Raw genomic sequence first — 25,541 nt, 5'->3', positions numbered from 1 at the left:
GTGGCACGGTGGCCGAGATCCGCGTGGAGAACCTGCACAAGTCCTTCGGCGACTTCGTCGCCGTGAAGGATTCGACCTTCACGGTGGAGAACGGCGAGTTCTTCGTCATGCTCGGGCCGTCGGGCTGCGGCAAGACCACCACGCTCAGGATGATCGCCGGCCTGGAACTGCCGACCTCCGGGGCGATCCGGCTCGGGGGCGAGACGGTCACGCAGCTCAGGGCCTCGGCGCGCGACATCGCCTTCGTGTTCCAGCTCTTCGCGCTCTACCCGCACATGAACGTGCGCCAGAACATCGCCTACCCCTTGAAGAACCAGGGCGTGCCGAAGGCCGAGATCAAGGCGCGCGTGGAGGAGGCGGCGCGCACGCTGCGCATCGCCGACCTGCTCGACCGGTCGGTCTCGGGCCTGTCGGGCGGCGACCGCCAGCGGGTGGCGCTCGGCCGGGCGATCGTCCGCGATCCCAAGGCCTTCCTGATGGACGAGCCCCTCGGCGCGCTCGACACCGAATTGCGGGAGGCGATGATCACGGAGCTGCGCGCCCTCCACGACCGGCTCGGGGCGACGACCATCTACGTCACCCACGACCAGCTCGAGGCGATGGCGATGGCCGACAAGATCGCCGTCATGAACCGCGGCCTGATCGAGCAGTTCGACACGCCGCACGAGATCTACGGCCGCCCGGCGACGCTCTTCGTCGCCGACTTCATCGGCTCGCCGCCCATGAACCTGCTGCCCGCGGCGGGTCCGGCGGCGGCGGGCGCCACGCGCCTCGTCGTCGACGGCGTGTCCGTGGCGATCCCGGCGCTCCTCGACGGCAGCGCGAGCCGGGACCTCGTGCTCGGGGTCCGGCCGGAGCAGGTCGTCCTGTCGGACGGCGAGGGTTTGGCCGGCGAGGTGTTCGGCTCGGAATACCTCGGCACCACCCAGATCGTCACCGTGACGACGCGGGTCGGCAAGGTCAGGGCGCGGCTGCCGGCCTCGGCGCGGGCGACGGTCGGCGAGGCGGTGCGGCTGACCTTCAGGCCCGAGCGGCTGTCGGTGTTCGACAGGGCGAGCGGGCGGGCGCTCAGGACGGCCTGGACGGTCGCCGGCACGGGAGGGCGTCGGCATGGCTGAGGTGCGGCTCGAGGGCGTCTCCAAGCGGTTCGGTGCGACGCAGGCGGTGGCGGACCTGTCGCTGACGGTCGGGGACGGGGAATTCGTCGTGATCCTCGGCCCGACGGGGGCCGGCAAGACCACGCTGCTCCGGCTCGTGGCCGGGCTGGAGCGGCCGGATGCCGGGCGGATTTCCATCGCGGGGCGCGACGTGACGGCGGAACCGCCGGCCACGCGGGACGTGACCTTCGTGTTCCAGCAATACTCGCTCTATCCGCATCTCTCCGTCTACGACAACCTCGCCTTCCCGCTCCGCTCGCCGACCCGGCGAGTGCCGGAGCCGGAGATCGAGCGCATTGTCAAGGACCTGGCGCGCCTCCTGCAGATCGAGGACAAGCTCGGCAACCGCGCCACGCAGCTCTCGGGCGGACAGATGCAGCGCGTGGCGATCGGCCGCGCGCTCGTGCGGCGGCCGGCCGTCTATCTGATGGACGAGCCGCTGTCGTCGCTCGACGCGAAGCTGCGTGCCGACCTGCGGCTCGAACTGAAGCGGATCCAGATGGACCTCGGCGCCACGATCCTCTACGTGACCCACGACCAGATCGAAGCCATGACCCTCGCCACCCGAATCGGCGTGATCGACCGGGGTCGTCTCGTCCAGGTCGGAACGCCGCGTGAGATCTACGAAAGCCCCGTGGACACCTACGTCGCCCAGCGCCTCGGCCAGCCGTCCATCAACCTGCTGCCGGCCGACCTGCTGCCCGCCAACCGCCTCAGCGAGGGGACCCGCACCATCGGGGCGCGCACCGAGCACATCCGGGTGACGGCGGCGAACGGTGAGGCGCGCGGCCGGGTGGCGCGCATCGAGCACCTGGGCGACCAGAGCCACATCCATGTCGAGGTCGGCGCCCACACGCTGGTGGCGCTCGTCGACCCCGACACCGAACTCGGCCGCGACGACGCGGTCGACGTCGCGCTCGTCGACCCGCTCTGCTTCGGCGCCGACGGCCGACGACTCGTGTGAAGAGGCAATAGAATGTCCGACACTCTCGAGACCCTGATCAAGGCCGTCACCAGCCGGATCGTCGCGGCCGCGGACGAACTGACCACGCTCGACCAGGCGATCGGCGACGGCGACCACGGCGTCAACATGAAGCGCGGCATGGAGGCGGTGGCGGCCGAACTCCCCAAGATCGCCGCGCAGGCGCCGGGGGAGGCGCTCAAGGCGGCCGGCATGCAGCTCGTCATGAAGGTCGGCGGCGCCTCGGGCCCGCTCTACGGGACGCTCTTCATCACGCTCGGCAAGGAACTGCCCGGGCCCGTGGACCGGGCGGTCGCCGCGCGGGCCTTCGCGCGGGCGATCGAAGCCGTCCGGGCGCGCGGCAAGTCGGATCGGGGGCAGAAGACCATGCTGGACGTGCTGATGCCGGTCTCCGACGCGCTCTCGGCCGGCGCTCCGCTCGCCGAGCTCCGCCGGATCGCCGCGGAGGCCGCCGCGGCGACGGTTCCCATGAAGGCGATCCGCGGGCGGGCCTCCTTCCTGGGCGACCGGTCGATCGGGCACATGGACCCGGGCGCCCGCTCGTCGCTGATCATGATCGAGGCGGTCCTGGACGTCCTGGAGGCGAAGGCATGAACGACAAGGTGGGGATCGTCATCGTGTCCCATTCGCCCGACGTGGCGCGCGGCACCGCGGACATGGTCCGCCAGATGGTCGGCACGGACGTGCCGCTCGCCTGGACCGGCGGCGACCCGGGCGGCGGGCTCGGGACCAGTGTGGAGCGGATCATGGCCGCCATCGGCGACGCCTGGTCGGACCGGGGCGTCGCGATCCTGGTCGACCTCGGGGGCGCGGAATCGAACAGCGAGATGGCGATCGAGCTCCTGCCCGAGGAGCGGCGCGACCGCGTGGTGGTATGCAACGCGCCGATCGTCGAGGGCGCCGTGATGGCGGCGACCGAAGCCTGGGGCGGCGCGAGCCTCGAGGAGGTGCGCCGCACCGCCGAAGAGCTCTCGCCCGCCTGAGGAGGACCCGATGACCACTGCCTCCGCCTCCGTCCTGCTCTTCCACGACGTCGGGCTGCACGCGCGCCCGTCGGTCAAGCTGACCAAGCTCGCCAAGGGCTTCGCGGCACAGATCGAGCTCGCCACCAGCGCCGAGGGGCCGTGGATCGACGCCAAGAGCATCGTCCGGGTGATGGCCACCAAGGCGCCGAAGGACACGGTGCTGCATTTCCGAGCCCGTGGCGACGACGCGGAGGCCGCGGTGGCGGCGCTCGTGCGGCTCGTCGAGACGGACTTCGCCGAGGAGGACGCCTGAGGCCATGGGAGACCCGAGACCGGTCGTGCTGAGGGGCCGCGTCGCCGCGCCGGGCTATGCGGCGGGCTGGGCCGTCCGCCTCCACGACGGCGGGACGGAGGACCGCGTCCCGGGCACGCAGGCGGAGGAGATCGAGGCGCTCCGGGCGGCCATCGCGGCCGCGGGCCTGGCCCTCGCCGGGCTCGCCTCGACGCAGGACGACGAAGAGGCCGTCGCGATCCTCGAATTCCAGATCGCCCTGCTGGAGGACTACGAGCTGACCGGGCCGGTCTTCGACGCCGTCGCGGCCGGCAGGCCGGCCGACCGGGCCTGGAACGACCGGCTCGATGCCGAGATCGCGGGGTACCGGGCCGCCGAGGACGATTATTTCCGCGCCCGGTCCGCCGATCTCGACGATCTCAGGGTGCGCGTGCTCCGGCACCTGGCGGGGGCCAGGCACGACCCCACGGACCTGCCGGCCGACGCGGTCGTGGTCGCACGCGACCTGCCGCCCTCGCGATTTCTGGAAATCCCCTGGCGGATCGGCCAGGGCATCGTCCTGGCGGAGGGCAGCCACACGGGGCATGCGGCGATCCTCGCCCGGGCGCGGGGGATCCCGATGCTGGTCGGTGTCGCGGTCGACCGCGTTCCGGAGGGGGTGGAGGTCCTGCTCGATGCGGAGGCCGGCACGGTCGTGGTCGGACCGGACTCCTCGGCGCGCTCGCGCTTCGCCTCGCTGCGCGCGCACCGGACCGAGGAGGAACGGGAGGCCCGGACGCTGGCGCTCGAACCGGCGTCCACCCGAACGGGCGAGCCGGTGTCGATCCTCCTCAACATCGCCGGACCGGACGACCTGAACGGCCTCGACCCCCGGCTCGCCGACGGCATCGGGCTGGTCCGGACCGAGTTCCTCGCGCAGGGGCGGACGCTCGCCACCCTGCCGGACGAGGAGGCCCAGTTCGACGCCTATTCGCGCATCCTGGAATGGGCTGACGGGCGCCCGGTGACCATCCGGACGCTGGACGCGGGCGGCGACAAGCCGATTCCCGGCTACACCCCGGATCGCGAGACCAATCCGTTCCTCGGCCTGCGCGGCGTCCGGCTCTCGCTGGCGCACCCGGAGGTGTTCCGCGTCCAGCTGCGCGCGCTGCTGCGCGCCGCGGCGCTCGGGCCGCTGCAGGTCATGATCCCGATGGTGACCGTCCCGGCCGAGCTCGACGCATGCCGGCGGCTCCTGGAGGAGGAGGCGCAGGCGCTCGACCGGGCCGGGGTGCCGCGCGGCCAGCCCCGGCTCGGCATGATGGTGGAGGTCCCGGCGGCGGCCCTCGCGCTCGATCTCTTCGACGCGGATTTCGTCTCCATCGGCTCCAACGACCTGGTCCAGTACCTGATGGCGGCCGGACGGGACACCGCGGCGGTCGCCGACCTCGCCGACCCGCTCGCGCCGGCCGTTCTGCGCCTGATCCGGATCGTCGCGGAGGCGGCGGACGAGTTGGAGGTGCCGCTCAGCCTCTGCGGCGACGCAGGCGGCGACCCGACCGCGATTCCCGCCCTGCTCGAGGCCGGGTTGCGCTCCTTCTCCATGGGGGCGGCCTCGGTGCCGCGCGCCAAGGCGGCCGTGCGAGCCTGGGGCGGGCGATGACGGACGGCATCGGGCGCAAGGCGGAGGATCCGGTCCCGACCGGCGTGGCGGCCTACAAGACCGTGCTGCGCGAGGTGCTGGAGCGGCGGCCCTCAGGCATGCGCCGGCGCCTCGCCGAGGCGCTCGGCCGCAACCCGAGCTTCGTCAGCCAGATCACCAACCCCGCCTACCCGACGCCGATCCCGGTCGCCCACATCGAGACGATCCTGGAGATCTGCCATTTCTCGGCGGCCGAGAAGGCGCGCTTCCTGGCCGCCTACGAGGCCGCGCACCCGCGGCGGGCGCGGCTCGCCCATCATGCGCCGAAGACCCGGCTCGTCAGCCTGCGCGTGCCGGACCTCGGCGACCCGGCGAAGAACAAGGCTCTCGACGACCTGCTGCACGATCTGGCGGCCCGCGTCGCGGGACTGGCGGAAGACTAGGAAGGAGGCGGCGCCGGCCCGGCCGGCAACCGCTCCAGGGAGGATGTTCATGAAGAAGCTGATCAACAGCGTCGATACCGTCCTGTCCGAGAGCCTCTCGGGCTTCGTCCGCGCCCATGCGGACATCGTCGTCCTGGGGGACGAGGGCAAGTTCGTCCGGCGGCGGCATGTCCAGAAGGGCAAGGTTGCGCTGATCTCCGGCGGCGGCGCCGGCCACGAGCCGCTGCATGCGGGCTTCGTCGGGCACGGCATGCTGGACGCGGCCTGCCCCGGGCAGGTCTTCACGTCGCCGACGCCCGACCAGATGCTCGCGGCCGCCGAGGCGGTCGACGGCGGGGCCGGTACCCTCTTCATCGTGAAGAACTATGAGGGCGACGTCATGAACTTCGAGATGGCGGCCGAGATGGCCGCCGGACCGGTCGCCCGCGTGCTGACGGACGACGACGTGGCGGTGGAGAGCTCGACCTGGTCGACCGGGCGGCGCGGGGTGGCCGGCACCCTGGTGGTCGAGAAGATCGTCGGCGCCGCCGCTGAGGCCGGCTACGACCTCGAGGCCTGCAAGGCGCTCGGCGACCGGGTCAATGCCGAGACGCGGTCGATGGGCGTGGCGCTGACGAGTTGCACGGTCCCGGCCGCGGGCCGGCCGACCTTCGCCATCGGCGAGGACGAGATGGAGATGGGCGTCGGCATCCACGGGGAGCCCGGCCGGCGACGCGTGAAGCTCGCGCCCGCCATGGAGATCGCCGAGGAGATGACGGGCGCGATCTTGCGCGACCTCGGCAATGCGTCGGGCCGTCCCGCGCTGCTACTCGTCAACGGCTTCGGCGGGACGCCCGCCATGGAGCTCTACCTGATGTACGACAACGCCGCGCGCGTGCTGGAGCGGGAGGGCGTGCGCATCGCCCGCTCGGCGGTCGGCAACTACGTGACCTCGCTCGACATGGCGGGCTGCTCGATCACGCTGACGCTGCTCGACGACGAGATGTCGCGGCTCTGGGACGCCCGGGTCCACACCGCCGCCTTGCGCTGGGGGATGTGAGCGGCCGGCCTCAGCCGAGCCAGCGGACGCGGCCGGTCATGGACGTATCGTAGCCGGTCATCTCGGCGGCGCGCTCGCGGAAGCGCCCGCTGGCCAGGAAGGCGGCGAGCGCCTGGAACGGCGGGGTGAAATACTGGCGCTGGCGCAGCACGAGGTCGAAATCCTCCCAGATCAACGGCACGAAGCCGAGACCGGCGGCCACCGCGACCGAACGGGTGGCGATGCCGACGTCGGCCCGGCCGCTGCGGATCGCCTGGGCGAGGTCGGGGCCGGTCGGGCACAGCGGCTGCAGACGGCGGAGGTCGTCGAAGCGCGATCCGGCGGCGGCGAGGAGCTTGAGCAGGAGGAGCTGGGCGCCGGCGCCGGCCGGCCGGAGCGCGAAGGTAGCGCCGGCCTGGATCGCGCCGGGCAGGTCGGCGATCCGGAGCGGGTTGCCCTCCGCGACCAGCAGGCCCTGCTCGCGCCGCACGAGGCCGATCATCACGGCGTCGATGTAGCCCGGCTTCGACGCCACCGTCGCCACGTTGGCGTCCTCGACGTCGCCTAGCGCGTGCAGGTGGATCGCCGCGGCCGCCACCTCGCCGGCCTCGAAGCGGACGAGGCCGCGCTCGCTGCCCTCCGGCAGGCTCGCGAGCCCCGATCCGGATTCGCGCAGCGCCCATTCGATCAGCGGATCGTGGCTGCCACCGAGGATGGGCGGCGGCTCCGGCCGCGCCACGCCGGCCGGGCGCACGAGGCCGCGGGCGAGCCAGCGGTCCAGGTCGGCCTTCGGGAAGAGCCACTTGCCCGTCACCTTCGTGCAGGGGATGGCGCCCTCGGAGACGAGTTCGTAGAGCTTGCGCTCCTTCAGGCGAAGGTAGTCGGCCGCCTCGGCGGTGGTGAAAAGTTCAGACTGCATGAATGTGTTCCCGGTTGCACGACGTGGCCGCCAGTGACACGTCGCGGAGCAGCGACAGAATTCTGCACGGGAACCCGGCCAGGGGGAAGACATGTCAGACGTGAACCGTCGAACCGTGCGCGGCGGTCTCCTGGCGCTCGCGGCCGCGGGGCTGCCGACCGGACCGGGCCGCCGAGCCGCCGGCAGGGCGCCGGAAAGGCGGAACGCGGCCGTATCGGGGTGCCCGGCTGAGCCGTCGCTTTCGCCAGGGCGCCGACTCCCGTAAAGGAGAGCCGGCGCAACGGGCGAGCGAGGGCCGAATGCTGTCGAAGCTGCCGAAGGGACGGGCCGCCGCCTTTCTGGGCCGGGTCGGGATCGTGTCCGGCATGACGCTCCTGTCGCGCGTCACCGGGTTCCTGCGCGACATCGTCATCGCGGGCGTGCTCGGCAACGGCGTGCTGGCGGATGCCTTCTTCATCGCGCTCCGCCTGCCGAACCACTTCCGGGCGATCTTCGCGGAAGGGGCCTTCAACGCCGCCTTCGTGCCGACCTATGCGGGGACGCTGGCGCGGGAGGGCTTCCCCTCCGCGCAGGCGGCGGCGGGACGGATCATCGCGGCCCTGATGGTGCTGCAACTCGTCATCCTCGTCGCCGCGGAGGTCTGGACGCGGGAGTTCCTGGTCCTGCTCACGCCGGACTTCGCCAAGGCCGGCGACATCGCGACGACCACCGTCACGCTCACCCGGATTACTTTCCCGTACCTCGCCGCCGTGACGCTGGTGACGGCGATCGGGGCGGTGCTCAACGCGCACCAGCGCTTCGCGGCGGTGGCGGCGGCGCCGATCCTCTTCAACGCCGGGATCGTGGCGGGGCTGTTCGCCGCCCCCTATTTCCCGACGCCCGCCCATGCCGCGGCGACGGGCGTGGCGGTGGCGGGGCTCGCCGAAATCGCGCTCGTATGGGTCGCGGCGGCCCGGGCCGGGATCATGCCGCGGCCGGTCGCCCCCGCGCTCGACCCGGCGGTCCGAACCTTCCTCAGGCGCGTCGGGCCGGCGGTGATCGGGTCGGGCGCGTCGCAGATCGCCATGCTGGCGGACACCATCCTGGCGGCGTCCCTGCCGGTCGGCGCGGTCTCGGCGCTCTACTACGCGGACCGGCTCTACCAGCTGCCCGTGGGGGTCATCGCGGTCGCGCTCGGGACCGTGCTGCTGCCGGAGCTCTCCGAGCGCTTCGCCAAGGGCGACGTGTCGGGGGCGCGGGCGGCGCGGCGGCGGGCGCTGATCGCGGCGGCGGTCGTCACCCTGCCCTTCGTGGCGGTCTTCACGCTGTTCGGCGACGAGCTCATCCGCCTCGTCTTCGCGCACGGCGCGTTCCGGAAGGAGGCGGCGGACCGGGCCGGCGACACGCTGCAGGCCTACGGGCTCGGGCTGATGGCGGTCGTCATGCTGCGGCCGGTGGTGGCCGGCTTCCACGCGCGCGGCGACACGCGCACGCCGATGCTCGTCGCGCTCGGGGTGCTGATCGTCAACGTCGGGCTGAAGATCGCGCTGACGGGCGTCATCGACGTGCAGGGCCTGGCGCTCGCCACCTCGGCGGCGGCCTGGTGCAACCTGGCGATCCTCTTCCTCCTCTCCCGCCGGATGGAGCGGGAGATTGCGGACGGCCCGGATCAGCGGGCATAGAGCCGGTCGAGGCGGACGAGGCGGTTCACCGCGAGGAGCGCCAGGATCGTGGCGGCGATCAGCAGGGTCGAGACCGCGTGGACGGTCGGCTCCAGGCTGAAGGTCGCCTCGGCGTAGATGCGGACCGGCAGGGTGGTCATGCGCGCGGTGGTGAGGAAGCTCGTCACCGTGACCTCGCCGAAGCTGATCAGGAAACTCATGATGGCGGCGGCGACCATGCCCGGGGCGAGGCCGGGCAGGACGACCAGCAGGAAGCGGCGCACCGGTCCGGCGCCGAGGCTCTGGGCGGCCTCCTCCTGCGCCCGGTCGAGGCCCTCCACGGAGGCGTGCAGCAGGTTGACGGCGAAGGGCAGGATCAGCACCACGTGCACCATCATGAGCCCCAGGAAGGGCGGCAGCGCCGTGTAGACCTGCAGGAGGCGGAGCATGCCGACGCCGATCGCCACATGGGGGAGCGACAGGGGCAGCATCCAGAAGGCCGCGACGGCGGGCAGGCCGGGGAAGCGGTGGCGGGCGAGTGCGAAGGCGGCGGGCAGCGCCAGCGCGATGGCGGTCGCGGCGGCGGCGAGGGCCAGTTGCACCGAGACCCAGAAGGACTGGCCGTAGGCGCCCCCGAGGAGAACCGCCCCGTACCACTTCGTCGTGAAGGCGCGGAAGCCGGCGACGGTCGCCTGAGGCACGTCGTTGAAACTCTGGACGGCGACGAGCACGAGGGGCAGGAGCAGGAGCAGGATCGCGGCGGCCAGGAGCAGCCGGCCGAGCCAGGGACCGACGAGGTCGGCGACGCGGACGACGACGGCCGGCAGGTCGATCGTCCCCGCGGGGCGGCCGGTCGACCAGGGCATGGCCCGGCGGGCGATCCACCAGGCGAGGACGGCAAAGAGCGTGCTCGCGAGCGTCATGATCAGGGCGAGCGCGGAGGCGAGTGGGGCGTTGAGGTTCTGCAGCGCCTCCTGCCAGACCAGCATGCCGGTGGTCCAGACCTTGCGGCCGCCGAGCAGGGTCGCCGACACATAGGCGGTCGAGGACATCAGGAAGACGATCACGATGCCCGACCTGAGCCCGGGGATCGCCAGCGGGAGCTGGACGGCCAGGAAGCGCAAGGCGGGCGAGGCGCCGAGGCTCGCGGCGGCCTCGTGGACGCGCGGCGAGGTCGCCTGCAGGACGTCGAAGAGGGCGAGCACCATGAAGGGCATGAAGACCTGGGCGAGCGCGAGCGCGACCGCGCCGTGTGTGTAGAGCATGCCCTGGATCCTGGGCAGGCCGAACAGGGCCAGGACCTGGTTGACGAGCCCGTCCGGCGCGATGAGGAGCACGATGCCGAGCGAGCGGACGACGACGTTCGTCAGGAGCGGGATGAGGACGACCGCGAAGCCGATGGGCCGCCAGCGCGCCGGCAGGCGGACGAGCCACAGCGCGACGGGGAAGCCGAGGAGGACGGTCAGCAGCGTGACGCCCGCGCCGAGCGCCAGGGTCTCCAGGATGACGCGGATGTAGAAGGGGTCGCCGAGCAGGGTGCGGAACTGCGTCGCGTCCGGGACGAGGGAAAGCTCCGCGAAGGGGTCGGCGAACTCCTGCCAGGAGAGGAGCACGACGACGAGGAAGGGCGCCGCGAAGGTCGCGAGGAGCCAGAGGGTCACGGGCGCGGCCAGCGCGGGTCCGGCGAGACGGGCTGAGACGGTGCGGATCATACCATGAGGACTGCCGGAGGGCCGTTAGGGGGCGGGCGGCGGGTCGGCCCGCCGCTCCGCCCGTGAGGCAGGCTGCGCGGATCAGCGCGTCAGCCGGCGATCTCGCGGTTGAACCGGCTGGTCCAGGCGGGCTGGCTCTTGATGACATGGTCCCAGTCGAAGTCGACCATCCTGCCGACGTCCTCGCCGAGCACGAGCTTGGACTTCAGCTCGGCGGGGATGTTGAGGTTCTTCACGGTCGGGGCGTAGTAGATCTCGTTGGCGTAGGCGAGCATGCAGGGCTCGGAGAGGTGCAGGTTCACCCACTCCTCGGCGAGCTTCTGGTTCTTGGTGCCGACCGTGATACAGGCGACGTTCATGGCCGCGGCCTGGCCCTCGACCGGCGCGGCGATCTCGAGGTTCGGGTTGCGGGTCTCGGCATACTTTCGCGAGAAGCTGCCGAACTCGATCGACAGGTCGCAGACGCCCTGGTCGAACATCTGGAAGACCTGGTCCTGGCTGCCCTGGATGGCCGCGAAGGGCTTCAGTTCCTTGACCTTCTCGAAGCCGATGTCGATCGCCTTCTCGGACCCGCCCCAGACCTTGGCGGCCATCAGGAGACCGGCGGTGCCCTGGGCGCCGGGGTAGACCGGCCAGGCGATCCGGCCCTTCCACTCGGGGTTCCAGATGTCCTTCCAGCTGGTGACCGGCTTCGAGGCCTTGCGCTTGTCGTAGATGATGGTGACCGGGTTGAAGGCGACGCCGTAGCCGCCGAGCTTGGCGAGATCGTAGAGGTTGGCGAACTGCGGGACGGCATCGGTCGGAGCCTGGGTGACGCCGTCCTTCACGGCCTGCCGGCTCTCGAAGATGTTCAGGTAGAGGACGTCGAAGCTCGGCCGGCCGCGCTCCTGGTAGGCGCGGGCGCGGCGCTCGGTGGTGCCGCCGAGCACGTAGGAGACCTTCACGCCCGGGTACTTGGCGAGGAGCGGCTTCTCGACGAATTCCTTGACGATGCGCTCCTGCGCGCCGCCCCAGATCCCGACCACCAACTCGTCGCCCGCTTTCGGCTGGGCGATCGCGGTGCGGACGAAGCCGAAGGGCGCGACGGCGCCGGCGCCGAGCACGAGCTTGCCGAAGGTGCGACGGGAGAGGGTCATGGCTGGTCTCCTTCTTGAGGGGCGTCAGGCGATGAAATGAGCGGCGCCGGGCAGCGCGGCGAGGCGGCAGGCGGAGCCGGGCGGAGGCGGCGGCAGATCGGACGGCACGACGACGCGGACGGGGCCGGCCGGCGTCGCGACCTCGGCCTCGTAAACGTCGTCAAGGAAGGCGGTCGCGGTGACGGTCCCTGCAAGATCGAGACCGCCCTCCCCGCTCGTCGAGAAGCGAAGGCGGGCGGCACGCAGGACGAGGCGCGTGGCCCCGTCCGGCGCGCCCGCGCAGGCGAGGCCGGGGGCGCGGAAGGTGCCGTCCGCGCTGGTCCCCTCGATGACGGTGCGGGCGCCGAGAAAGGCGGCCGTGTGCGCGTGGGCGGGGCGATCGCAGAGCGCGAGCGGCGTGCCCACCTCCACCAGGCGGCCGTGGTCCATGACGGCAACCCGGTCCGACATGGCGAGGGCCTCCTGCTGGTCGTGGGTGACGAACAGCGTGGTGATGGACAGGCGCTGCTGCAGGGCGCGGATCTCGGCGCGCATGTCGGCGCGCAGCCCCGCATCGAGGTTCGACAGGGGCTCGTCGAGGAGCAGGACGGCGGGTTCGATGACGAGGGCGCGGGCGAGCGCGACGCGCTGCTGCTGGCCGCCGGAGAGCTGGCCGGGGTAGCGGTCGGCGAGCTTGTCGAGGCCCACCATGGCGAGCGCCGCGCGGGCGCGGCCGGCCCGTTCCTCGCGCGCGACATGGCGCATGCGCAGGCCGAAGCCGACATTCTCGAGCACGGTCAGGTGCGGGAAGAGCGCGTAGGACTGGAAGACGACGCCGATGTTGCGGCGGTGGGCCGGCAGGCGGACGAGATCCTTGCCGTCGAGGCGGATGCGGCCGGCGCTCGGGGCGACGAAGCCGGCCACCATCCGAAGGGTCGTGGTCTTGCCGCAGCCGGAGGGTCCGAGCAGGGCGACCAGTTCGCCGCGGCCGACCGTCAGGTCGAGGTCGGTGACCGCGACGGTGTCGCCGTAGGTGGCGGAGACCTTCTCCAAGACGAGGTGGGGGGCGCGCTCCGTCATGCGGGCTCCTGGCCGGGAAGGATCGGGAGGGTGATGGTGGAGGGCCATGCGCCGCCGTGGCGGATCGCAAGGGTGGTCACCAGCGCGTCGGCGCGGGTCGCCTGCGCGGGGTCGCGGCCGTCGCCGGGCTCGACCGCGAAGGCCGGCCAGGCGGCGGCCTGGATCGACAGGCGAAGGGCGCAGCCGGGCGGGACCGTCGCGAAGGTCGTCTTGAGGCGCAGGCGGAGTGGCGATTCGACCGGGCCGGCCCTGCGCCGATAGGCGTCGGTGAGGTGGATGGCGCGACCGTCGGGGTGGACGATCGACAGGACCGCGGCGAGGCCGTGGCCCAGCCGGTCGCAGGCGAGATCGAGGGCGACCTCGGGGGCGCCGCACAGGGTGAGCGGGCGGGCGAGCGGCGCGGAGGTGTAGACGGCGACGTCCGAGCGGTCGTCCACGGCGGCGCGGTCGACGTAGCCCGTCGGGGTTCCGAGGGCGCCGCCGACGGCGGGTGCCGGGCGCCAGGGATCGTGGACGATCCGGTCGACCGCCGGCACGCCGGGGTCGGGCACGAGGGCACCGTCCGTGGCGGTGGTCGCGGCAAGGCCGCCCGAGGCGAGATGGAGCGTCAGCGGCGCGGTCTCCGGCCAGGCGTCGAAGCCGCGCCAGGCGCGCAGGCCGACGTCGAAGAGCCGGACCCGGGGCGACGGGTCGGGGCGACCGTGGAGGGCCTCGTCCAGGACGGCGATCGTGGCGCGGTCGACGTCGAAGGCCGCCGCGGGGCCGAGATCCGTGCCGGCCGCGCGCCGGCCCCAGGGGATGTGCGGCCAGGGGGTCATGACGAGGCGCTGCGGCGCCGGCCCGGCCGCGAAGGCGCGGTGCATGGCGAGGGTGCCCTCGACCATGATGTCCAGCCAGCCGCCGACGAAGAGGCCCGGGACGTCGAGGCGCCGGCCGGCGAGGCGGCGGGCGGGCGAGAGGCGGGCCCAGAGCGCCGGATCGTCGGCGAGCCAAGCGTCGTAGTGGCCGTAGGTTCCGTGCCGGGCCAGCACGTCGGGGCGCGAGGGGCGCAAGCCGCCCGCCATGCCCTGCTGGGCCGCGGCGGCAAGCGCGGCGTGGGCCTCGGCGTCGCCGGCGAGCCGCGCCTGCTCGGCGGCCATCTGGGCGGCCCAGAGCTGATTGAGGCCGAGCCGGAAGGCGTCCCCCTCGAAGACCCAGTGGTCGCGGACGTCCCAGGCGCCCATGATCGGCACGACGGCGTCCGGGCGCTTCGAGCCGGCCCGGCCGGCGCCGGCGAGCGCCAGGAGCTGGGTCATGGCCTGGTAGCTGAAGCCGTAGGTGGCGACCCGGCCGTCCGAGCCGGACAGGTCGGCCGCCCAGTCGAGCGTCGCGACGCCGTCCGCCTCCTCGGCCTCGAGCGGGGCGAAGCGGCCCTCCGAGTCCCCGCGGCCGCGCACGTCCTGGACCACCACGACGTAGCCGTGGGCCGCGTACCAGGCGGGGTGGGCGAGCACCACCGTGGAGGCGATGCGGCGGCCGTAGGGCTGGCGCATGAGGAGGACGGGGAAGCGGCCCGGGGCCTCGGGGCGGTAGACGTCGGCGACCAGCCGGACCCCGTCGGCAAGGCGGAGGACGGCCTCCTGCGGCCTGGACACGGGCAGAAGCTCGCGCGCGGGCCGGGGCGGCGCGGCGGCGAAAAGGTCCCTGCCCGTCCCGTCAGATGCGGTCATAGAGCGTCCGTTGCGTGATCCGGTCGAGCGGATAGGCGGCGATCTCCGCGATCAGCCGCGCGAGCGACCGGCCGGCGCGGTCGACGACCTCGGCGCCGCGAGCGCCGTCGGCCGCCGCCGCGTTGCCGCAGGCGCCGGAGGGATGCAGGTCCTGCGTCTGCCAGCCGAAGCCGACGCCGCCCTCGGGGACGAGGATGCCGCCGGAGCGTTCCAACTCGATGGAGAGCGGCGCGAAGTCGGCCGCATGCTCCATGGCCACCAGCTCCGGGTGGAGATGCAGCATGACGCTGGTCTCGACCTCGCCGCCGTGGATGCCGTGCTTCAGCTCGGCGGCGGAGAAGAGGTCGTCCTTCTTCGTCATGCGGAACCAGGAGGCGCCGACCGCGAACATCCCGTGCCGGACCCGCAATTCGCGGCAGACGATCTCCATCACCTGCGGCTGGCCGCCGTGGGAGTTGAGGTAGAGGATCCGGCGGCAGCCGGCGCGCAGGACGCTCTCGCCGAGCTCGATCCACATACGGGCCAGCGTCTCGTACGTGAAGGTCAGAGTTCCCGGGAAGGCGTTGTGCTCGTTCGACTTTCCGACCGGCATCATGGGCAGGACCAGGGCCGGCACGTCGTCCGGCAGGTGGTCGAGCGCGCGCGCGACGACCCCGGCGTTGATGGCCGCGTCGACACGCACCGGCAGGTGAGGCCCGTGGCTCTCGACGGCGCCGACCGGCTGGATCGCCACCATGGCGCCCATGTCCGCCTCGGCGAAGTCTCGGACGGACCAGTCCCACCAGAAGCGTGATTTGCGAGTCATGTCAGGGGCCTTTCCTCGGAGGCTCACCGATCGATTCAGGCGGGGCCGCTACCCCGCCCGCGGCACGTAGGTCCGCATCTTGCCGGGGTTGAGCAGGCCGTAGGGGTCGACCTCGGCCTTGAAGCCGATCTGGTCGGCGTCGGCGCGCTTGTGGCGGCTGCCGTCCTCCAGCGTCACCACGTGCGGGTTGGCGATCAGCACACCGTTCGCCTCGTGGACGGCGATCATCTCGTCGAGGCGCTCCTTCGTGGTGTAGCGGACGACCGGCAGCGCCGAGCAGGTCACGCTGCCGGCAAAGCGGATGAATTCGCAATGGGCGACGAGATCCTCGGCGAAGCGCTCGCGCATGGCGAAGACGGTCTCCTCCAGCCGGTCCGGCGGGAAGAGGCACTGCAGATAGGTGACGGAGCGGTCGGCCTTCAGCCACTGGAGGGTGGTGTGGTTCCAGGCATATTCGTAGAGCGGCACCTTGCCGGCGCCCTCGTCGGTCGGCTCCTCGTGGGTGATGGTGCCGAAGGGGGCGACGATGTCGCGGAAGACCTCGAGCGACGGCTCGGCGATCATGGCCAGGAGCACGGCCTTGCCGGCCGGACAGGCGGGCTTCAGCGGCCCGAAATAGTCCGGGATCGGGGTGTCGATGGGGGTCAGCAGCTTCTTGACGACCCCGTCCGCGCGGGCCACTGCCTTGCCCGCCGCGAAGGCGGCCTCGAAGGTGTCGCAGGCGAGGATCACGTCCACCCAGGGCCAGGCCGGGGCGAGCGGCATCTCCAGCATGGTGATGATGCCGGTGGTCCCGTAGGCGCGGTTGATCTTCTGGGCGGCGTCGCCGCGCAGTTCGATCACGCGCGGGGTCTCCTCCACGGTCACCACCCGCGCCGCCAGGATGTTGCCGGGCTCGCGCAGGCCGCCGTAGGTCACCGACCCGACCCCGCCCGATCCGCCCGCGACGAAGCCGCCGATGGTGGCGGTGCGCTTGGTCGAGGGGTGCATGCGCAGTTCCCAGCCGGTGGGGCGCAGGGCGGCGTCGATGTCGTGCATCTTGGCGCCGGGCTCGACGCGGACGATGCCCGGCTTCGACCATGCGATGCGGTCGAGGGCGAGCATGTCGAGGAGGATGCCGCCGGCGAGCGGCACGGCCTGGCCGTAGTTGCCCGTCGCGCCGCCGCGCGGGGTGATCGGGATCCGGTGGCGGGCCGCGGCGGCGGCCACGCGGATCACCTCCGCCTCGTCCCTGGGCGAGACCATGACGTCGGCGGCCTTGTCCTTCAGCTCGGCGTTGAGGACGGGGCTGTACCAGAAGAAGTCGCGCGAGCGGCGGCGGACCACCACGGGGTCGAGGACGGTCGGGACCCCGTCGATCTCGGCCAGGAAGGCGTCGAGGGCGGACGGATCACGGAGCTTTGGGGCGGCGGCGGTCATCGGGAGAGCCTCGTCGGGTTCGGTCGGATCACGCTACGCTGAAATCACATGGATGCGGAGGGGTATCGGGTGCCGGGACCTTTCGTCGCCCGAATGCGGTCGCCACGGCGGACGTCTTGCGGAACGCGCCCCCGATCCGGGAGCCAAAGGGCGCCGCCGGCACCCGCGCGGATGCCGGGCACAGCCCCTTCCCCCGCAACCCCGGACAAGGCGCGGCACGCGCCGCCGATCCGGGTGCCAGCGCGGGCGACGATCCGCAGTCCTGCGGAGGATGGAGGGCGCTGGATCCCGGCCCTCCGCTTCGCTCCGGCCGGGAACGCGGAAGTGGGGGAAGTCGGAGATCGGCTCCTCCAGGGCGACCCGGACGGAGCCGTACTTCGCCTGGGGGCGGAACGCCTTCGCGTTGCCGTCCGGGACCGGTTGCTCGAATGGGAATTGCGGGATCATGACGAGTGCCGCCCGTCCGTGGGCTCGATCAGGTTGGCGACGAGCTTCAGGAGCGTGGACTTGCCGCGGCCCGAGGGGCCGATCAGGGTCAGGAACTCGCCCCCGCGGATGGTCAGGTCGATGGGCGCGAGCGCGCGCGTTCCGCCAGGGAAGACCTTGTCGGCCGAAAGGACCTCGACGACCGGGTCGGCGGGGGTGAGGCCTTGCGGGACAGCATTCATGGAGACGGCGGTCCTTCCCTCGTCGGGCGCGTGGGCGCGGAGGCTCCGGGGGCGACCTGCGACCGGCAGCCCCGGCCGCCCTGCCCTACCCTTCACGTGCCGATCTTCAGGCCCTTCACGAACTTGTCCTTGCGTAGCCGACCATGACGACGACCTCGCTGGCGAGCAGGCGCTGCATGCCGTTCACCTCCGGGCCGCCCATGCGGATGGTCACGTCCGGGCCGGCCTTCTCGTAGAGGCCGGTCGCCTTGGCCTGGTAGTAGCCGCCTTGCTCGGCCTGGGCGAACAAGCTGGTCAGGAAGGCGATCTTGTCGGCGGCCGCCGACGGGGCGGCGGCGAGGGCGGCGGCGATGAAGCCGGCCGTGAAGCCCTTCAGGAGACGTCCGAGGCTCATGGCGCAAGTCCTTGTCGTTCGATTCAGATCCGGCCGGCGGCGACGAGGGCGGCGAGGTCGCCCTTCGAGATCTTGCCGGTCGGCGTCATGGGGAGTTCGGGCACCGCCTTCACGACGAGCGGGGCGAGGTCGTAGGGCACCTCCGGGCGGATCGCGGCGGCCAGCGTCGCGGGGTCCACGGCGGCGCCGGGATGCAGGGTGACGAAGGCGGTCGGGGTCTGGCCGAGATCGGGGTGGGCAAGGCCGATCAGGGCGGCCTGGCGGATACCGGGCTGCCGGCAGAGCGCCTCCTCCACGTCGCGCGGATACCAGTCGACGCCCGCCACGGTGAGGAGCTCGGCCTTGCGGCTGCGCAGTGTGACGAAGCCGTCGGCGTCCATGACGCCGAGGTCGCCGGTCCTCAGCCAGCCGCCGCGGGTGGCCTCGGCGGTCTTCTCGGGCTTGCCCCAGTAGCCGGCCATGAAGCCGCCGCGCAGCACGATATCGCCGACCTCTCCGAGCGGCAGAGGCCGATCGTCGGGGCCGACGATGCGGACCTCCTTGTCGGGCAGCGCCGGGCCGATGCGGACAAGGTCCGCGCCGGGCGGGACCAATTCGGGAAAGCCGAGCGCGACGAAGCCGCCGAGCTCGCTCTGGCCGTAGCTCTCCACGATCGGCAGGCCGAGTTCGTCGCGCCAGGCGGCCTTCAGGGTCGGGGGCAGCGGGCCGCCGCCCGTCAGCGCCAGGCGGATCCGGCCCGGCGACCGGCCGCGGGCGCGGCTCTCGACCAGGATCTCGTCGAGCACGGTCGGGTTGCCGACGAAGACGGTGGCGCCGGTCCGGTCGATGGCGTCCCAGCCGGTGGCTTGCGTCCAGCGGCCCATGACGTTGATGGTCGCCATGCGGGCGAGCGGCGGCAGCAGGTTGGCGACCAGCTGGTAGGAGCTCGACAGCGCCGTGGGCCCGAAGGAGGCGTCCGCCGGACCGATGCGCAGCCGTTCGCCGATGCAGCGGGCGGCGGTCACGGTCGGCTCGTGGGCGAGGCAGGCGCCCTTGGGCTTGCCGGTCGTGCCGGAGGTGTAGGACAGGTGAGCGGTCGCGCGCTCGTCCCAGGGGTCGGGCGGCGGCGGCAGGGCGGCGGCCATCAGTTCGGGTAGCGAGTGGGCGCCTTCCTGGGGTCCGTCCATGCAGACGATGTGCTCGACCGAGGGGCAGGCGGCGCGGGCGCGGGCCACGGCCGGCAGCATGTCGTGGGTGTAGACGACCACCTTCGGCTCGTGGTCGCCCCAATAATATTCGAGCTCGTCGGCGAACTTCACGTTGACCAGCGCCGCGATGGCGCCGAGGCGCCAGGCGCCCAGCATGGCGGCGAGGTAGTCCATCCCGTTGTGGGCGAAGAGGCCGACCCGGTCGCCCTTGCGAACCCCGAGATGATGGAGCGCGCCGGCCATGCGCTCCATCTGGACCACCGCCTCGGCGTAGGTGAGCGTGCGATCACGGTCGACCCAGCGGAAGCAGAGCTTGTCGGGGGTGCGGTCGGCTCCGTCGAGAAGCAGCTGGTGCATCAGCATGGCGTGCGACATCCCTCGGCGGCCTGCCGGCGAGCAGGGCAACTGCGCAGGGAACAGGCAAAATTAGAGCTGCCTGTTCCGGCCTCATACGCAGTCTGCCGGAGGCGGCTCACCTTGGGAATGCCCGGCCGCTGATAGGGGTCATCACCGCAACGGAGCGGACGAGCAGCGGGTCGCCGAAGGTCTCGCGCAGGCGCTTCAGGGAGGCGCTGACGGCGGGCTGGGTCTGGCCGAGGATGCGGGCGACACGCGAGACGCTGCTCTCGGTCAGGAGCAGGTGCAGGGTCCGCAGGAGGCGGATGTCGAGGTCGAGGCGGACGCGCTCGTTCATGGCTGGCGGCTCCGCCCGGGGAGCGGAGCCCGGGACGGCCACCCCCGGGAGAAGGCGGCGGCCGTATCTTAGCAACCGATGTGCCAGGGGACGTCAGCGGGCGCGCTTCATCCCGGTGACCATGGCGCGGATCAGGTTCTCGCCATGCTCGACGGAGGCGAAGAGGACGCCGGCGACGTGCAGGACCACCATGCCGAGGGCCATGTAGACCAGCAGTTCGTGAAGTTCCTCCATGGCCTCGTCGCCCCAGAAGGCGTCGAGCGTCAGCGCCCAGCCGGACAGCGAGACGGCCGAGAGCATCACGAGGAGCACCACCACCATGGCGCCGCCGGCCGGGTTGTGGCCGAGGAAGCGGGGGGCGCGGAAGGCGAGCGCGGCGGTGATGTAGGCGAGCACCGTACGGGGCCCGCGGACAAAGTCGGAGAAGCGGGCGTGGAGCGGACCGACGAAGCCCCAGACGACCCGCAGGGCGACGAGGGCCGCGACCGCGTAGCCGACGGCGATGTGGAGGCGGGTCAGCTCGTCGCCCGTGGCGAAGGCGGCCGCGAATCCGGCGACGACACTCCAGTGGAAGACGCGGACGAAGGGATCCCAGACCTTCACGGTCTCCTGGACCGGCAGGGAGACATCGGCGATATCGGTCACGGGGGGAAGCTCCGATGATGGGGGCGGCCGAACGAAATCCGGACCGGCGCCCGCGAGGACGCCGGTCCGGGCCGCGTCAGGATCCGTGTCAATGGGCGGAAAGCCACGGAGCCGTCGGCGGGTCTTGGACGGGGCTCAGTTCGCCTTCTTGCGGACGAGCTCTCCGGAAACGGGATTGAGGAACAGCTCCCAGCGGTCGCCCTTGGCGTCCTTGGCGTAGACCTCCCAGCAGGCGTCCTCCTCCTTGACCTTGGAGGGCGTGTAGCCGAGGGCAACGGCCTTGGCCTTCGCGGCGTCCTGGGTCATCCAGGCGGACTTGGGTTCCTTGGTGCAGGCTTCCGCGGCGAGGGCGGGGGCGGCGGCGAGCACGAGGGCCGCGAAGGCGGCGGAGGCGACGGCTTTCGACATCGGAAGTCCTTCTGTTCCGGAGGGGCCGGTCAGGTCGGCCCGTCTGACGAAGCGCATCCTGCCCTGGTGCCGCTGACGAACTCCGGTCGGGCGGCGTCAGCGTTTCTTCAGCTGCGCGGGTCGAGACTTGACTTTGGTCTCCGTGCGCGGACCCTGCTGAGACAGTCATGCACAACCCCCGCCCTATCCCCCCCGCGTTCCCGACCGGCGCCCTCCTGGCGCTGCTGATCGGCGTCGCCGGCCCGGCCGCGGCGGCCGCCGAGCGGCATGCCGACCACGAGACAGCGCGGCGGGCGGTGGAGCGCGGCGAGGCGAAGCCGCTCGCCGAGATCCTGCCGGCCGTGGCCGCGCAGGCCGGCGGGGAGATTGTGGGCGTCGAGTTCGAACGCGAGGACGGCCGGTGGGTCTACGAGATCCGGGTCCTCGACCCGGTCGGCCGACGGCGCGAGATCTATGTCGATGCCCGCGACGGCCGGATCCTGAAACGGAAGGGCGAGTGATGCGCATCCTGCTCGTCGAAGACGATCCGCGGCTCTCCGCGGACATCGGGCGCACCCTGGAGACCGCCGGGAACCTCGTCGAGGCGGTCAGCGACGGCGAGGAAGCCTGGTACCGGGGCGAGACGGAGGACTACGACGCGATCGTGCTCGACCTCGGCCTGCCCAAGCTCGACGGGCTGTCGGTGCTGAAGCGCCTGCGCGAGGCGGGGCGGAAGACGCCGGTTCTGATTCTGACCGCACGCGGCTCCTGGCCGGAGCGGGTGGAGGGAATCGACGCGGGGGCGGACGACTACCTGCCGAAGCCGTTCCGGACGGAGGAGCTGCTGGCGCGGCTGCGCGCGATCGTGCGCCGCGCCTCCGGGCAGGCCTCCTCGGTGATGCGGATCGGCGGGCTCGTGCTGGACGAGCGCCAGATGCGGGTCATGCGCAACGGCGTCCCGATCGCGCTGACGCCGCTGGAATACCGGCTTTTCAGCCACCTCGCCCGCAACCGCGGGCGCGTCGTCTCGCAGCACGAGCTGACCGAGCACGTCTATTCGCAGGACTGGGAGCGCGAGTCGAACGCGATCGAGGTCCTGGTCGGCCGGATCCGGCGCAAGATCGGCAACGACGCCATCGAGACCCGGCGCGGCTTCGGGTACATCGTTCCCGAGGAGGAGGAGGAGGAGGGTTGACGATCCGGTCGCTCCGCCTCCGGCTCGCGGCGGGCGGGACCTTCGCGATCCTGGTCGCGCTGGCGGTGGCGGGCCTGGGGATGGGACTGCTTTTCGAACGGCACGCCGCCCGGCGGCTCGCCGAAGACCTGGACGTTACCCTGCGCCAGATCGCGGGCGGTCTCGTGGTGGCGCCGGACGGCACCGCCACCCTGGAGCGCCCGCCGGCCGACCCGCGCTTCGGGACCCCGCTCTCCGGCCTCTACTGGCAGATCGGCACGCCGGCGGGGGAGCTGATGCGTTCGCGATCCCTGTGGGACCAGCAGCTCGATCTTCCCGACGACACGCCGGCGGAGGGGTCGGTCGACCATCACGAGGTATCGGGGCCGGACGGCGCGCGGCTGATCGTGGCCGAGCGTCTCCTGCGGCTCGGGCCCGAGGGCCGGCTCCGCTTCCGCGCGGCGGTGGCGGCGGACAAACGGACCGTCCAGGAGGACCGCGACGCCTTCATCGCCGACCTCGTTCCCGGACTGGGGCTCCTGGGGCTCGTGCTCGCGGCGGCGGGCTGGGCGCAGATCGCGCTCGGGCTGAAGCCGCTCGCCTGGCTGCGGGACGCCATCGCCAGGGTGCGCGCCGGCGAGGCCAGGCTCGTCGAGGGGGAGGTCGTCGAGGAGGTCGGCCCGCTCGTGGAGGAGCTGAACGGACTGATCGCCCTGCGCGACCGCGAGGTCGAGGAGGCGCAACGGCGCGCAGCCGATCTGGCCCACGGCCTGAAGACGCCCCTGTCCGCCCTCACCGGCGACGCGGAGCGGCTGCGCGGCATGGGGCAGACCCTGATCGCCGACCAGATCGAGGCGGTGGCTGTCGCCATGCGGCGGCACGTCGACCGCGAGCTCGCGCGGGCCCGGCCCCGGCCGGTGCGTCGGGGCCGAGCGGCGGGTACCCCGGTGGCCGCCACCCTCGCGCCGCTGATCGACACGCTGCGGCGGACGCCGGACGGGGAGCGCGTCGACTTCGCGGTGGACATCCCGGCCGACGCGGTCGCCCCGTTCGAGCGGGACGACCTCATCGAGATGACCGGCAACCTCGTCGAGAACGCCGCCCGGCACGCGGCCGGCATGGTGCGGATCCGCTATGCGCCGGGCCCCGGCGGCGGGGCGCTCACGGTCGAGGACGACGGGCCCGGCATCGCCGAGGCGGACCGCGCCAAGGCGCTCGAGCGCGGCGGCCGCCTCGACGAGACGGGGCCCGGGTCGGGCCTCGGGCTCGCCATCGTGCGGGACGTCGCCGGGCTCTACGGCCACCGGCTGGTGCTCGCCCGGTCGGAGCTCGGCGGCCTGCTCGCCCGCATCGAGGCCGGGCCGGCCGGCTGAGGCCCGCTACCGCGCGTGCACGAAGGGGACGAACCCGCCCCAGATCATGCGCTTGCCGTCGAAAGGCAGGGCGGCAGGCTCCATCTCGATGCGCGGGTCGGCCATCACCTTGGCCATGGTCGCGTCGCGATCGGCGCGGGAGGCGTAGATCACCCAGGCAAAGACGACGACCTCGTCGTCCTTCAGCTGGACGGCGCGCGGGAAGGAGGTCAGCTCGCCGACCGGCACGTCGTCCGCGACGGCTTCCAGGTATTCGAGCGCCCCGTGTTCCCGCCAGACCTGCGAGGCCGTGCGGGCGAGGGTCTTGTAGTCCTCGAGCCGCGCCTTGGGGACCGCGAGCACGAAACCGTCGATGTAGGACATGGGCTCTCCTCCTGTTCGGTTGCAGGACAAGGACGCCGGGCGCCGGCCGTTCCCGACAGGTCCTCCGGCCTCAGACTTCCGTCGGAACCGCATGTTGCAGTGCAAAATCGCTGGTGGCACTGCGACAACTTCGATATTGAATATGGCGGTCGAGCCTGCCGGCACCGGGTTCGGCTCAATACGCCCCTCGTCGACGACGGAGCCGGAGCATGAGCGGGAAGATCGTCACCGTCAGTCAGCAGAAGGGCGGGTCGGGAAAGACGACCCTCGCGGCGCACCTCGCCGTGGCGCTCTCGCCCGGGCTCAAGGTGGCGATCCTGGACGTCGATCCGCAGGGTAGCCTCGGGGAGTGGTACGAGCGGCGCGAACGGACGCTCGGCGAGCAGGCGACGGGCCTGCGCTTCACCACCGCGAGCGGCTGGGGCGCCAAGCGAGAGGCGCGCGCGCTCGCCAGGGATTACGACGTGGTGGTCGTCGACACGCCGCCGAAAGCCGATTCCGACACGCGCTACAGCCTGGAGGAGGCAACCCTCGTGGTGGTGCCGATCCAGCCGAGCCCGCTCGACCTGTGGGCGACGCGGGCGACGCTGGAGATGGCTGCGAAGGAAGGCCGCCCTGCCCTGCTGGTTCTGAACCGCGTGCCCCCGCGCACCTCCCTGACGGCCGAGATGACGGACGCCATCGCGCAGTTCGGCGCCACCCTGGCGGAGCCGCGGCTCGGCAACCGGGTCGCCTTCGCGGCGAGCATGGGCTCGGGCCTGACCGTTCTGGAATCCGACCGCGGCAGCAAGGCGGCCGCGGAGGCCTATGCGGTGGCCAAGGACGTCTGGGGCCGGCTCCTCGTCTGAGGGTCAGCCGCCGTCGACCCGCCCGGCGACGCCGAGTTCGGCCAGGATCCAGTCCGCGAAGGCCCGCACGACCCGTCTCTGTCGAGAGGTTCGTGGAAAGACGAGGCGGTGGCCGACATAGCGGACGTCGGCCGCCCGGCCCGCGAGTGGCGCGACCAGTCGTCCCCCGGCGATCTCGCGCTCGGCGAGGCGGGTCGATTCCAGCGCGACGCCCAAACCGTCCGCGGCGGTCGCGATCGCCAGGAAGGACCGGTCGAAGCTCATGCCGTGCGGCGGCGGGGCGGTCAGGCCGTTGACGGCGAACCAGTCGCGCCAACGCACCTGCTTGCTGTCGCTCTGGATGAGGACCTGGCCGAAGAGGTCGGCGGGCGTGCGGATCGAACCGGCCAGGGCCGGCGCGCAGAGCGGCGTCACGGTCTCCTCGCCGAGGGGCACCACCTCCACGCCGTCGCCGCGCGGCTGGCCGTAGACGATGTCGGCGTCGAAGTCGTCGTTGGTGAAGCGCGCGTAGTCGGTCCCGGCCGCGAGCCGCACCTCCACGCCGGCCTCGGCGGCCAGGAAGCGCGGCAGGCGCGGGGCGAGCCATTGGGCCGCGAAGCTCGGCGCGCAGTGCAGGCGAAGCACGTGACGGCCCCGGCGGGCCACGCCCTCCAGGCCGCGGCGCAGTTCCTCGAAGGCGAGCCCGACATGGCGCATCAGTCCCTCCCCCGCCGGCGTCAGGTGGACGGTGCGCGCGCCTCGCTCGAAGAGCGGCGTGCCGAGGGAAGCCTCCAGCTTGCGGATGGCATGGCTGACCGCACTCGGCGTCAGGTGAAGCTCGTTTGCTGCACCGCGAAAGGAGCCGGTGCGCGCAGCCGCCTCGAAGGCGCGGATCGAGGAAATCGGGACAGTCTCCAACATGGGTTGAGTGAACCAGATTCACCGGTCCGTG

The 25,541-nt window shown here is 72.3% G+C and carries 27 protein-coding genes and 1 pseudogene; 13 read left to right on the top strand and 15 right to left on the bottom strand.

Going from position 1 to position 25,541, the window contains the following annotated elements; translation table 11 throughout:
* The first annotated feature begins 8 nt into the window (after positions 1–8).
* Genes WBG79_RS08805 through dhaK form a run of 8 tightly spaced genes read left to right on the top strand, consistent with a single transcriptional unit; the run spans position 9 to position 6,499 of the window.
* Positions 9–1,118: an ABC transporter ATP-binding protein gene (locus tag WBG79_RS08805; RefSeq protein WP_337356732.1), complete on the top strand. Its 1,110-nt coding sequence runs from the start codon at positions 9–11 to the stop codon at positions 1,116–1,118.
* Positions 1,111–2,121 (top strand): ABC transporter ATP-binding protein, encoded by a 1,011-nt coding sequence (locus tag WBG79_RS08800; protein WP_337356731.1) that lies wholly within the window; start codon positions 1,111–1,113, stop codon positions 2,119–2,121. The genes WBG79_RS08805 and WBG79_RS08800 overlap by 8 nt, the downstream gene beginning before the upstream one ends.
* A gap of 12 nt (positions 2,122–2,133) precedes the next feature.
* Positions 2,134–2,733, top strand: a complete 600-nt coding sequence (dhaL, locus tag WBG79_RS08795) for a dihydroxyacetone kinase subunit DhaL (protein ID WP_337356730.1) — start codon at positions 2,134–2,136, stop codon at positions 2,731–2,733.
* Complete coding sequence (dhaM, locus tag WBG79_RS08790; protein WP_337356729.1) at positions 2,730–3,122, top strand: dihydroxyacetone kinase phosphoryl donor subunit DhaM; 393 nt, start codon at positions 2,730–2,732, stop codon at positions 3,120–3,122. Before dhaL ends, dhaM begins: the two co-directional genes overlap by 4 nt.
* A gap of 10 nt (positions 3,123–3,132) precedes the next feature.
* On the top strand, positions 3,133–3,417 hold the full coding sequence (locus WBG79_RS08785) for an HPr family phosphocarrier protein (RefSeq protein WP_337356728.1): 285 nt from the start codon (positions 3,133–3,135) through the stop codon (positions 3,415–3,417).
* 4 nt (positions 3,418–3,421) lie between these two features.
* Positions 3,422–5,038: a phosphoenolpyruvate--protein phosphotransferase gene (gene ptsP / locus WBG79_RS08780; RefSeq protein WP_337356727.1), complete on the top strand. Its 1,617-nt coding sequence runs from the start codon at positions 3,422–3,424 to the stop codon at positions 5,036–5,038.
* Complete coding sequence (locus tag WBG79_RS08775) at positions 5,035–5,460, top strand: hypothetical protein (protein ID WP_337356726.1); 426 nt, start codon at positions 5,035–5,037, stop codon at positions 5,458–5,460. The genes ptsP and WBG79_RS08775 overlap by 4 nt, the downstream gene beginning before the upstream one ends.
* 49 nt (positions 5,461–5,509) lie before the next feature.
* Complete coding sequence (gene dhaK / locus WBG79_RS08770; RefSeq protein ID WP_337356725.1) at positions 5,510–6,499, top strand: dihydroxyacetone kinase subunit DhaK; 990 nt, start codon at positions 5,510–5,512, stop codon at positions 6,497–6,499.
* Positions 6,500–6,509: 10 nt separating this feature from the next.
* Here dhaK and WBG79_RS08765 read toward each other — a convergent pair whose 3' ends face one another.
* On the bottom strand, positions 6,510–7,397 hold the full coding sequence (locus tag WBG79_RS08765; RefSeq protein WP_337356724.1) for a helix-turn-helix transcriptional regulator: 888 nt from the start codon (positions 7,395–7,397) through the stop codon (positions 6,510–6,512).
* Positions 7,398–7,696: 299 nt separating this feature from the next.
* On the opposite strand from WBG79_RS08765, the gene murJ reads away from it, so the two are divergent.
* Positions 7,697–9,058 carry a murein biosynthesis integral membrane protein MurJ gene (gene murJ / locus WBG79_RS08760; RefSeq protein ID WP_337356723.1) on the top strand — a complete coding sequence of 454 codons (1,362 nt, stop codon included), beginning with the start codon at positions 7,697–7,699 and terminating at the stop codon, positions 9,056–9,058.
* Here murJ and WBG79_RS08755 read toward each other — a convergent pair.
* From WBG79_RS08755 to WBG79_RS08700, 12 genes and pseudogenes are all read right to left on the bottom strand, one after another.
* A complete protein-coding gene (locus WBG79_RS08755; protein ID WP_337356722.1) occupies positions 9,046–10,749 on the bottom strand; it encodes an ABC transporter permease subunit in 1,704 nt (567 codons plus the stop codon). The two genes, murJ and WBG79_RS08755, sit on opposite strands and share 13 nt — an antisense overlap.
* Positions 10,750–10,838: 89 nt before the next feature.
* A complete protein-coding gene (locus WBG79_RS08750; protein WP_337356721.1) occupies positions 10,839–11,885 on the bottom strand; it encodes an ABC transporter substrate-binding protein in 1,047 nt (348 codons plus the stop codon).
* Between the two features lie 24 nt (positions 11,886–11,909).
* Positions 11,910–12,944 carry an ABC transporter ATP-binding protein gene (locus WBG79_RS08745; protein ID WP_337356720.1) on the bottom strand — a complete coding sequence of 345 codons (1,035 nt, stop codon included), beginning with the start codon at positions 12,942–12,944 and terminating at the stop codon, positions 11,910–11,912.
* Positions 12,941–14,578 carry a CocE/NonD family hydrolase gene (locus WBG79_RS08740; protein ID WP_337356719.1) on the bottom strand — a complete coding sequence of 546 codons (1,638 nt, stop codon included), beginning with the start codon at positions 14,576–14,578 and terminating at the stop codon, positions 12,941–12,943. Before WBG79_RS08740 ends, WBG79_RS08745 begins: the two co-directional genes overlap by 4 nt.
* Before the next feature lie 61 nt (positions 14,579–14,639).
* Positions 14,640–15,458: a creatininase family protein gene (locus tag WBG79_RS08735; protein ID WP_337356718.1), complete on the bottom strand. Its 819-nt coding sequence runs from the start codon at positions 15,456–15,458 to the stop codon at positions 14,640–14,642.
* Between the two features lie 48 nt (positions 15,459–15,506).
* Positions 15,507–16,877 (bottom strand): FAD-binding oxidoreductase, encoded by a 1,371-nt coding sequence (locus WBG79_RS08730; RefSeq protein WP_337356717.1) that lies wholly within the window; start codon positions 16,875–16,877, stop codon positions 15,507–15,509.
* A 455-nt stretch (positions 16,878–17,332) separates the two neighbouring features.
* Positions 17,333–17,545 (bottom strand): annotated as a pseudogene (locus tag WBG79_RS08725) (ATP-binding cassette domain-containing protein); the annotation flags it as partial.
* Positions 17,546–17,660: 115 nt separating this feature from the next.
* On the bottom strand, positions 17,661–17,939 hold the full coding sequence (locus WBG79_RS08720) for a hypothetical protein (protein ID WP_337356716.1): 279 nt from the start codon (positions 17,937–17,939) through the stop codon (positions 17,661–17,663).
* A 23-nt stretch (positions 17,940–17,962) separates the two neighbouring features.
* Complete coding sequence (locus WBG79_RS08715; RefSeq protein ID WP_337356715.1) at positions 17,963–19,489, bottom strand: class I adenylate-forming enzyme family protein; 1,527 nt, start codon at positions 19,487–19,489, stop codon at positions 17,963–17,965.
* Positions 19,490–19,598: 109 nt separating this feature from the next.
* A complete protein-coding gene (locus WBG79_RS08710; protein ID WP_337356714.1) occupies positions 19,599–19,820 on the bottom strand; it encodes a helix-turn-helix domain-containing protein in 222 nt (73 codons plus the stop codon).
* Positions 19,821–19,913: 93 nt separating this feature from the next.
* A complete protein-coding gene (locus tag WBG79_RS08705) occupies positions 19,914–20,465 on the bottom strand; it encodes a cytochrome b/b6 domain-containing protein (RefSeq protein WP_337356713.1) in 552 nt (183 codons plus the stop codon).
* A 135-nt stretch (positions 20,466–20,600) separates the two neighbouring features.
* Entirely contained in the window at positions 20,601–20,873 is a 273-nt protein-coding gene (locus tag WBG79_RS08700; protein ID WP_337356712.1) for a PepSY domain-containing protein, read from the bottom strand.
* 167 nt (positions 20,874–21,040) lie between these two features.
* On the opposite strand from WBG79_RS08700, the gene WBG79_RS08695 reads away from it, so the two are divergent.
* The 3 genes from WBG79_RS08695 to WBG79_RS08685 are packed head-to-tail and all read left to right on the top strand — an operon-like array spanning position 21,041 to position 23,399.
* A complete protein-coding gene (locus WBG79_RS08695; RefSeq protein WP_337356711.1) occupies positions 21,041–21,373 on the top strand; it encodes a PepSY domain-containing protein in 333 nt (110 codons plus the stop codon).
* The gene (locus tag WBG79_RS08690) at positions 21,373–22,047 is read left to right on the top strand and encodes a response regulator transcription factor (RefSeq protein WP_337356710.1); all 675 of its coding nucleotides are present in this window, start codon (positions 21,373–21,375) and stop codon (positions 22,045–22,047) included. Before WBG79_RS08695 ends, WBG79_RS08690 begins: the two co-directional genes overlap by 1 nt.
* On the top strand, positions 22,044–23,399 hold the full coding sequence (locus WBG79_RS08685; RefSeq protein ID WP_337356709.1) for a sensor histidine kinase: 1,356 nt from the start codon (positions 22,044–22,046) through the stop codon (positions 23,397–23,399). The genes WBG79_RS08690 and WBG79_RS08685 overlap by 4 nt, the downstream gene beginning before the upstream one ends.
* Before the next feature lie 6 nt (positions 23,400–23,405).
* Here WBG79_RS08685 and WBG79_RS08680 read toward each other — a convergent pair whose 3' ends face one another.
* Complete coding sequence (locus WBG79_RS08680) at positions 23,406–23,762, bottom strand: DUF1428 domain-containing protein (protein ID WP_337356708.1); 357 nt, start codon at positions 23,760–23,762, stop codon at positions 23,406–23,408.
* A 209-nt stretch (positions 23,763–23,971) separates the two neighbouring features.
* Between WBG79_RS08680 and parA the strand changes: the two genes are divergently transcribed.
* Positions 23,972–24,610 (top strand): ParA family partition ATPase, encoded by a 639-nt coding sequence (parA, locus tag WBG79_RS08675; protein WP_337356707.1) that lies wholly within the window; start codon positions 23,972–23,974, stop codon positions 24,608–24,610.
* Positions 24,611–24,613: 3 nt separating this feature from the next.
* Here the strand turns inward: parA and WBG79_RS08670 are convergent, their stop codons facing one another.
* Positions 24,614–25,510 carry a LysR substrate-binding domain-containing protein gene (locus WBG79_RS08670; RefSeq protein ID WP_337356706.1) on the bottom strand — a complete coding sequence of 299 codons (897 nt, stop codon included), beginning with the start codon at positions 25,508–25,510 and terminating at the stop codon, positions 24,614–24,616.
* Positions 25,511–25,541: the final 31 nt, after the last annotated feature.

This window comes from Prosthecomicrobium sp. N25 (genome assembly GCF_037203705.1).
Classification (GTDB): Bacteria; Pseudomonadota; Alphaproteobacteria; order Rhizobiales; family Ancalomicrobiaceae; genus Prosthecodimorpha.
Note: the sequence above shows the minus strand (reverse complement) of the source record. Positions and strands in the feature narration are given on the sequence as shown.

Bases quoted from the DNA above. Each gene is read 5' to 3' on its own strand.
- WBG79_RS08670 (WP_337356706.1), bottom strand. From the start codon at position 25,510: ATGTTGGAGACTGTCCCGATTTCCTCGATCCGCGCCTTCGAGGCGGCT.
- ptsP (WP_337356727.1), top strand. From the start codon at position 3,422: ATGGGAGACCCGAGACCGGTCGTGCTGAGGGGCCGCGTCGCCGCGCCG.
- WBG79_RS08765 (WP_337356724.1), bottom strand. From the start codon at position 7,397: ATGCAGTCTGAACTTTTCACCACCGCCGAGGCGGCCGACTACCTTCGC.
- parA (WP_337356707.1), top strand. From the start codon at position 23,972: ATGAGCGGGAAGATCGTCACCGTCAGTCAGCAGAAGGGCGGGTCGGGA.
- dhaM (WP_337356729.1), top strand. From the start codon at position 2,730: ATGAACGACAAGGTGGGGATCGTCATCGTGTCCCATTCGCCCGACGTG.
- WBG79_RS08755 (WP_337356722.1), bottom strand. From the start codon at position 10,749: ATGATCCGCACCGTCTCAGCCCGTCTCGCCGGACCCGCGCTGGCCGCG.
- WBG79_RS08750 (WP_337356721.1), bottom strand. From the start codon at position 11,885: ATGACCCTCTCCCGTCGCACCTTCGGCAAGCTCGTGCTCGGCGCCGGC.
- WBG79_RS08690 (WP_337356710.1), top strand. From the start codon at position 21,373: ATGCGCATCCTGCTCGTCGAAGACGATCCGCGGCTCTCCGCGGACATC.
- WBG79_RS08710 (WP_337356714.1), bottom strand. From the start codon at position 19,820: ATGAACGAGCGCGTCCGCCTCGACCTCGACATCCGCCTCCTGCGGACC.
- WBG79_RS08745 (WP_337356720.1), bottom strand. From the start codon at position 12,944: ATGACGGAGCGCGCCCCCCACCTCGTCTTGGAGAAGGTCTCCGCCACC.
- WBG79_RS08730 (WP_337356717.1), bottom strand. From the start codon at position 16,877: ATGACCGCCGCCGCCCCAAAGCTCCGTGATCCGTCCGCCCTCGACGCC.
- dhaK (WP_337356725.1), top strand. From the start codon at position 5,510: ATGAAGAAGCTGATCAACAGCGTCGATACCGTCCTGTCCGAGAGCCTC.
- WBG79_RS08720 (WP_337356716.1), bottom strand. From the start codon at position 17,939: ATGAGCCTCGGACGTCTCCTGAAGGGCTTCACGGCCGGCTTCATCGCC.
- WBG79_RS08775 (WP_337356726.1), top strand. From the start codon at position 5,035: ATGACGGACGGCATCGGGCGCAAGGCGGAGGATCCGGTCCCGACCGGC.
- murJ (WP_337356723.1), top strand. From the start codon at position 7,697: ATGCTGTCGAAGCTGCCGAAGGGACGGGCCGCCGCCTTTCTGGGCCGG.
- dhaL (WP_337356730.1), top strand. From the start codon at position 2,134: ATGTCCGACACTCTCGAGACCCTGATCAAGGCCGTCACCAGCCGGATC.
- WBG79_RS08680 (WP_337356708.1), bottom strand. From the start codon at position 23,762: ATGTCCTACATCGACGGTTTCGTGCTCGCGGTCCCCAAGGCGCGGCTC.
- WBG79_RS08800 (WP_337356731.1), top strand. From the start codon at position 1,111: ATGGCTGAGGTGCGGCTCGAGGGCGTCTCCAAGCGGTTCGGTGCGACG.
- WBG79_RS08695 (WP_337356711.1), top strand. From the start codon at position 21,041: ATGCACAACCCCCGCCCTATCCCCCCCGCGTTCCCGACCGGCGCCCTC.
- WBG79_RS08700 (WP_337356712.1), bottom strand. From the start codon at position 20,873: ATGTCGAAAGCCGTCGCCTCCGCCGCCTTCGCGGCCCTCGTGCTCGCC.
- WBG79_RS08735 (WP_337356718.1), bottom strand. From the start codon at position 15,458: ATGACTCGCAAATCACGCTTCTGGTGGGACTGGTCCGTCCGAGACTTC.
- WBG79_RS08715 (WP_337356715.1), bottom strand. From the start codon at position 19,489: ATGCTGATGCACCAGCTGCTTCTCGACGGAGCCGACCGCACCCCCGAC.
- WBG79_RS08785 (WP_337356728.1), top strand. From the start codon at position 3,133: ATGACCACTGCCTCCGCCTCCGTCCTGCTCTTCCACGACGTCGGGCTG.